Source organism: Nevskia sp. (genome assembly GCF_051860985.1).
Classification (GTDB): Bacteria; Pseudomonadota; Gammaproteobacteria; order Nevskiales; family Nevskiaceae; genus Nevskia.
Genome location: NZ_JBIMKV010000011.1, coordinates 1 through 6,244, shown reverse-complemented (window position 1 = coordinate 6,244; position 6,244 = coordinate 1). Strand labels below are relative to the sequence as shown.

Below are 6,244 nucleotides of genomic sequence, written 5' to 3'. Positions count from 1 at the left end.
ACGGCCAGGATCGGGGTCCAGGCGTTGGCGCCGGGCGTTCCGATTCCCGTGGCGCCGCGCACGTCGATCGCTTCAGCGAGCACCGCCGTCAGGCCGGCCGCGCCGACGTACAGCCCGATCGCTGGCTTGGTACCGCTGCCGCCGGTCCAGTCCGCGACGCGCAGAACGCACCGCTGGCCGTCGACGACAAGCGCCAAGAGCGGCGCCCAGCCGTTCGTCCCGTTCAACCCCTGCCGCTCCGCCAGCCACTGTTCGAGGCTGCCCTGGTAGCCGCCGTCAACGGCCAGTTCGTAGGCGCTTGGGCCGCGCAGAACGGCGCCGAACTTCTGGACGATCACACTCACTTCATTCGCCACGGGCAACGTCTCCGGCAATGGTCAGGGGGCCGCGCAACCAGGTGCGGCGGCGGCCGGTCGATTCGGTGATTTCGAGTTCGCAGCTGAGCTGCGCCGGTGAGGCGTCTTCGGTGGCCGCCGGCGGCAGCTCGTGCAGCAGCGCGCCGCCGTCGACCAGCAAGATGGAGCCGTCTGCGGTGGACCACGCCAGTACCAGGGCATCGGTCTTCGGGTCGCGTGCCTGGCACAGCGCGGAGGCGCCGGCGGCCAGCCATGCCGGCGCGTCCCCCAGGTTGATCACCACCGCGATCGGCCAGGTGGAGTCGCCGCGCAGGAAGGTGCCGAAGTCGAAGTACACCGGGGTGGGCGATCCACCGATGTCATCGAGGCCGGTGGCGCTGCCGGCGACGTCGGCCATCACCGTGATCGGCCCGCGCAGCCAGGACCGCCGCAGCCCCGACGATTCGGAGATCTCCAGTTCAGCCTGGTACTGGTCTGGCCGCAGGCCGTTGGTCAGCCGTGGCGGCAGCGGCTGCAGCAGCGCGCCGCCGTCGACCAGCAGAATGGAATCGTCTGCGGTTGACCACTCCAGCAGCAGCCCGCCGGTGATCAGGTCACGGATCTGGCACCGGGCCGTGGCGCCGGCGGCGATGAAGGCCGGCTCGCCGCCGCTTTCCATGACCACGGCCAGCGCGGTCGTGGAGTCTCCACGATGCAGCGGGCCGAAGTCGAAGAAGGCGGGCAGCATGATGCTCACCCCTTGGCCGCGTTCCGCTTCAGGGTTTCCGCGCCGATCTTCTCGATCAGCGTCTGGCGCGGGTTCGGCGAACCCTGCTCCAGCACCGTCAGCGCGGCCAACTCGTCCAGGCTCAGGTCCGGCAGCACGTCTTCGATCTTCTTGATCGTGGAGGCCTGCAGGGCTGCCAGGTCACGGGTGCCAGACGGGTCCGAGGTATCCGGCGTATCGCTGGCTTCGCCGGCCACCGGGGCGTCGGTCACCACGGTTTCGCCGGGGTAGACCAGGCGGCTGCCGATATACGTGGGCCCCTTGGCATTCAGCGGGTGGGTGTAGCTGTTCATTCGATGCGCCTCGAAAAAAGTCGGGGCGGTTGCCCGCCCCCAGTGGGTGCTGCGAGGAGCCGGGGCGTCAGACCGCCGCGCGGGCGGTGGCCGAGAACACGATCACGCTGGTAAGCCGGTTGCGGAGCGGCACCGGCACGTGGATGGTGCTCAGCTCCGTGCCGTAGGCCTGCTTTTCGGCGGTGGGGCGCATCGTGGTGGGGTCCATCACCTCGAACGGGGTGCCGGTCACGAACGGCTTGGCGATGCCGTAGCTGCAGGTCATCGACTCGCCCATCAGGATCCGGCTCTCGCCGAGATCGATGCCGGGCTGGTTGGTGCCGAACGCCGGCAGGCCCTTCACGGTGGCCAGGTCGCCGGTCACATCCAGGTTGGTGCCGTCCTTCTGCGCATCGCGCTCGAACTGCTCGGCCTCGGTGATGGTGTTGTGCAGCGTGGAGGCGCAGATCAGGAACTGGGCGCTGACGAAACGCTCCTGGCTGAGGATGGCCTTGCGGCGGCCGATGGCGTTCAGCAGGCCGTTCAGGTGCCGCGCGTACTCGACATCGGTCGGCACATCGAGATCGAACTTGGAGACGTTGGTGGCGTTCGAGTAGCTGATGACCACGGCCGTGGCATTGGCCAGCGTCTGCACCACGCCGGCCTGGTTGACGATCTGGAAGTAGCCCAGGTTCCAGTCCGTGAAGCGCCAGTAATTGCCGGCAGCCTGAGTCCCGGTGCCGTCCCACATCGGGCGCGGGGTGCCGGCGATGGTCAGCGTGATCGGGTTCTGCTCGTTGCCGATGGCGTTGCCCTGCAGGTCGCGCACGGTGCGCGGGCGCACCACCGGGAACTGCGCGGTCTTGAACAGGGTGCGGGTACCGTTGACCTGCGCGGTGATCGTCTCGCTGGTGATGGTGCCGGCGTTCCAGGCATCGGCACTGCGCTGCATCTCGCTGGCCACGGCGCCGGCGATGATGTCGCGCATCAGGCGGGCGTTGCTGGAGATGTTGCGGGCCCAGGCATCCCAGTTGATCTGTGCCACGCGGGTGAAGTGGATCAGCTCATCGCTCATCAGCATGGCGATCTTGCGCGGCACCACATAGGCCTGATCCATCAGCTGGCGCACGCCGGCGTACGGGATGGGCTGGCCTTCGTAGACCACGCCGCCGTTGACGATGTTGGCGGTGTTCCGCTGCTCGTACGGGATCTGGATCGTGGACTGCGCCTGCGGATCGACGATGGTCTGCACCATCGCCAGGAACTTGAGGTCCGCCAGCAGTTCAACGATGACCTGCCGCTGCGCCACCACCGGGAACTGGCTGTCTGCGATGTTGGTGCTGCCATCGCCGGCCAGGCGCTTGCACTCCGCATCCAGCCGCGGGCCGTGAATGGCGTCGAACGCGGCCAGCACCTTGCGGGCGAAGCTGGTGAGCTGCTTTTCCTCGGGCAGGCGCAGGGCCTTGTTGTCGTTCGAAAGCAGCAGGCGTTCGCGCAGCAGGCCGTGCGCCTGGGTGCCGACATCGCTGGTCAGGGTCACGTTCGGCAGGCTGCCGATCGCGCCGCCACCGAGGCCGATCGAGGCGCGCCGGATGCGCACCTCCATGCTGTTCCCCAGCGTGATCGCCGCATCGCTCAGGCGCTTGATCTGGTCGGGCGTGTGCTCGGCGCCGATCAGCTCTGCCTGCGGCCGCAGCGCGGCGCGGGTGTCTTCGCTCAGGCCCTTGGCGTCATTGATCGCATCGGTGAACAGCTTGCGGTTGCTTTCGGCCGTGGCGGTCAGCTTCACGCGCTTGGTTTCGGCGTCGGCCAGGGCCTTGGTCACGGCGGCATTGATGGCCTCCGCACTCAGGCCGCCGGCCACGTTCAGGGTGACGTTGGTTTCGCCGGCGGCGAGCTGGGTGGCGGTGGCTTCGAAGGTTTCGCCGAGCTGGGTCAGCTTCGATTCGTCGTCACCGAGGCCCAGGGCCACCGCCTGCTGTTCGAACTGGGCCAGCAGGATCGCGATCAGCGATGCGCTCAGCTTCTTTGCTTCCAGCGCCGCGCGGAGCTTGGCCAGGTACTTTCTCATGTCAACGTCCTCGAAACGCAGGTGGGAAGGAACGAACACCGAGCGACCTTGTTCGCTCAGCATCAGGCGGCCGGGTCCGGCCGAAGGGGTCATGTTCTTGATGAACGGGCGCGGCACCAGACCAGCACCGAACAGCAGCGGACCGTGGCTTTTGCCGGTCTCGGGGTTCACGTAGTCGTCGGTGAAATCGATGGAGAAGTACTTGAAGCCGTCCTCGTTGAACGTCTTCACGCCCAGGGGCTTCCACTCCAGATGGCCAATCAGGCGGCCGGCGGAATCCACCTCCAGCTTCTTGAACACGCCATTCACGCCGTCGCCCGGGTTGTGGTTCCGGTCCAGGTAGATCTCCTGGCCGAGCGTGTTCGCGTTGAAGTTGGCGACGAAACTGCGGAAGGTCTGCGCGTTCAGCCGCACCGCGCCGAACAGCGAGTGCTGTGCCTCGATCGGACGCGCCAGCTGCTCGATCGAGACCAGGCCGGTACCGGGGCCGGACTCCACAGCGGCCAGCGCGTAGAAGTGGCGCTGGGTGCTGCCGCCCTCGTTGAGCCTGATGCGACGGCCGGCCATCAGACGCGATCCGGCCAGAACGCGGCGGGGTAGGTTTCAACGCCGGGCGAGCCGCCGTTAGCCAGCAAGGCCGCACGGCGCTTCTCGTAGTCAGCCACGGCCTGCTCGCGGGTGTTGAAGAGCATGACGCTGCCCCTTGTGACCGGTGGCAGACAGTCCGGGAACACGGTGAGGTTGACCATCACCGGGGAATCCACGGGGTCGTTGGTGCCCCAGACCCGGGTGATGAGGGCGGGGTGCTCATCGGTGCCGTTCGACGGGACACCTTTGATGATGACGATGCGGCCGACAGCAGCTTTCATGCTTCGCTCCAGAAACGAAAAAAGCCGCCGCACCCTTTCGGATGCGGCGGCTTTCGCGACGTGGCGTTATGCCTTGCCGGTCAAGTATGCGCCAACTGCAGGCACGGTCAAATCAACGGGTGGAATCGCGGCGCTTGCGCCGTCGAGCGGCCAGCGTGGTCGGGAACGGATCGGGCCTCGGAGTGACCGTTGCGCGCATCTCATCGAGGCGCGCCAGTACCCGGGCAAGGCCCTCGTCGCTGGCGGTCGCCACGGAATCCGGCGCTTGCCACCCGCCGAACTCCGATGTCGATCTATAGAACCATCGGCCGGCGTCGGCCTCATTGCCGAACACCTCGATCGCGGCGAAGTGCGCTTTGTCCTCGCGGTCGAGCCGTTCGGATTGCTCAGGGCTCAGGGTGTGCACACCGGCACGCGCAAGGCGCTCGCGCCAAGGCTTCACGGCGGGGTGTCGCTGTAGGTTGCCGGCACCGCCACCCAGGCTTTGCATCGGCACAGCGCTTCGGCACCGCCGCGCGGCAGCAGCCGCACCACGCGGCTCTTGATCACGATGCCGTCGAAAATCACGTGATTGCAGTGGCAGACCACTCGCCGACGCGGGCCGGTGAGATCCACGACGGTGGCGGTGCGCAGCAGTTGGGCAGGCGATTGCATGGGGCTCATTGTGCCGCCGCCGTGCCGCCGAAGCGCGGCGCCAGCACGCGCCAGGGCGTGGTGATGTCCGCCGGCGTCAGCTGGTCGAGCACCTGCAGCTTGTCCCGGCTTTGCAGCACGCCGAGCTGCTCGGCCGCGCTGCGCGCTTTCAGCCACTCGATCGGGTCATCGCGGCCTTCGCGGTCCTCGGGGGTCACCTCCCACTCGAACACCGCCTCCTCGTAGCTCAGCGTATTGGGGTGTGCGGGCAGGGGGCTTTTGCCGCGCGGATACACGCCCTTGCCGAGCCCGTACAGGTTCACGTCGGCGTGGAGATCGCAGATGTCGAAACGCGGGTGCGCGGGGGACAACAGGAAGCGCGTCCCGACCACGCCCTCCACCGCATAGATCGCTTCCCGGCTGCTCATGATGTTGGCGCGATCGCTCTCGGTGCGGACCACGCGCAGGGCGTTGGCGTAGGCCTTGGCCTTCGGCCCGGTCAGGATGGCCCGGGCTTCATCACCGAGCACGCCAGCCTTGGCAGCCTCGATCTGCCGGATCTCCTCGGCCGTGGCCGTGCCGGCGCGCACCAGGGCATCCCGTACCGCCGACCGCGCGTCCTCGCCCTGGATCACGGCGCGCTGGATCGCTGGCATCAGCTCGTCGCGCAGCTCGCGGTGATTGCGCCAGATCCGGTCCGATAGGGTCAGGCCATCGTCGCCGGGCTGGTGGATCAGCTGCTGCCGAACGGCATCGGCCACCGCCGCCGCGTCCGGCAGCCGGGCCACGGACTCCCGCACGATCTCGCCGTTGATGGCGAGCTTGCGCAGCTCCTCCACCGCCCCGGCGCCGATCACCGCCGCCTTGAACACCTGCTGCTCGGCCAGCGCCTGGTTGGCCGTGCGCAGCGCCTCCAGCGCCAGCGTCACCCGGCCGATGACGGCCTGCAGGCCCGCGACGCCGACATTGCCCTGCCGATCCGCCGCCACCTGCAGCCCGGCCACGATCTCCTCGGCCGCTGCCTGGTACTCCGCCAGCACCAGCCGCTGCGATTCAGCATCGAGCGCGGCCAGCTTGTCCCAGGCATTGGCCAGTGCGCGGTTCAGCAGGCGGCTGAGGTTGCGTTGTTGGGAGGGGGTGAGGTCGGGCATTTGTGGGGTTGACTCTAGTGTCGAAGTGACAGACGGTAGAAGTTGGCAATTAGGGAATCTCTGAATAACCCGCGCCCAGTGGAGTCACGGGTTGCGAATTTCGTATGAAGCCGCCGAGCTGGCGAT

General features: G+C 67.7%; 7 protein-coding genes and 1 pseudogene. All 8 read right to left on the bottom strand.

The features are described from left to right. A pseudogene (locus ACTIGJ_RS11985) lies at positions 1-356 on the bottom strand (hypothetical protein); the annotation flags it as partial. Next, complete coding sequence (locus tag ACTIGJ_RS11980) at positions 346-1,083, bottom strand: hypothetical protein (RefSeq protein WP_439640553.1); 738 nt, start codon at positions 1,081-1,083, stop codon at positions 346-348. The gene ACTIGJ_RS11980 and the pseudogene ACTIGJ_RS11985, both read right to left, overlap by 11 nt. A gap of 5 nt (positions 1,084-1,088) precedes the next feature. After that, on the bottom strand, positions 1,089-1,415 hold the full coding sequence (locus ACTIGJ_RS11975; RefSeq protein WP_439640552.1) for a hypothetical protein: 327 nt from the start codon (positions 1,413-1,415) through the stop codon (positions 1,089-1,091). A 67-nt stretch (positions 1,416-1,482) separates the two neighbouring features. After that, positions 1,483-4,032, bottom strand: coding sequence for a hypothetical protein (locus tag ACTIGJ_RS11970; RefSeq protein ID WP_439640551.1), 2,550 nt, complete (start codon positions 4,030-4,032; stop codon positions 1,483-1,485). Then, on the bottom strand, positions 4,032-4,334 hold the full coding sequence (locus ACTIGJ_RS11965; RefSeq protein WP_439640550.1) for a hypothetical protein: 303 nt from the start codon (positions 4,332-4,334) through the stop codon (positions 4,032-4,034). Before ACTIGJ_RS11965 ends, ACTIGJ_RS11970 begins: the two co-directional genes overlap by 1 nt. 112 nt (positions 4,335-4,446) lie before the next feature. Next, entirely contained in the window at positions 4,447-4,776 is a 330-nt protein-coding gene (locus tag ACTIGJ_RS11960; RefSeq protein WP_439640549.1) for an antitoxin Xre/MbcA/ParS toxin-binding domain-containing protein, read from the bottom strand. Next, positions 4,773-4,988: a hypothetical protein gene (locus ACTIGJ_RS11955; protein WP_439640548.1), complete on the bottom strand. Its 216-nt coding sequence runs from the start codon at positions 4,986-4,988 to the stop codon at positions 4,773-4,775. Before ACTIGJ_RS11955 ends, ACTIGJ_RS11960 begins: the two co-directional genes overlap by 4 nt. 5 nt (positions 4,989-4,993) lie before the next feature. Beyond that, positions 4,994-6,118, bottom strand: a complete 1,125-nt coding sequence (locus tag ACTIGJ_RS11950; protein WP_439640547.1) for a hypothetical protein — start codon at positions 6,116-6,118, stop codon at positions 4,994-4,996. Positions 6,119-6,244: the final 126 nt, after the last annotated feature.

Coding starts and splice junctions, on each gene's coding strand:
- ACTIGJ_RS11970 (WP_439640551.1), bottom strand. CDS start 4,032: ATGGCCGGCCGTCGCATCAGGCTCAACGAGGGCGGCAGCACCCAGCGC.
- ACTIGJ_RS11955 (WP_439640548.1), bottom strand. CDS start 4,988: ATGCAATCGCCTGCCCAACTGCTGCGCACCGCCACCGTCGTGGATCTC.
- ACTIGJ_RS11975 (WP_439640552.1), bottom strand. CDS start 1,415: ATGAACAGCTACACCCACCCGCTGAATGCCAAGGGGCCCACGTATATC.
- ACTIGJ_RS11980 (WP_439640553.1), bottom strand. CDS start 1,083: ATGCTGCCCGCCTTCTTCGACTTCGGCCCGCTGCATCGTGGAGACTCC.
- ACTIGJ_RS11965 (WP_439640550.1), bottom strand. CDS start 4,334: ATGAAAGCTGCTGTCGGCCGCATCGTCATCATCAAAGGTGTCCCGTCG.
- ACTIGJ_RS11950 (WP_439640547.1), bottom strand. CDS start 6,118: ATGCCCGACCTCACCCCCTCCCAACAACGCAACCTCAGCCGCCTGCTG.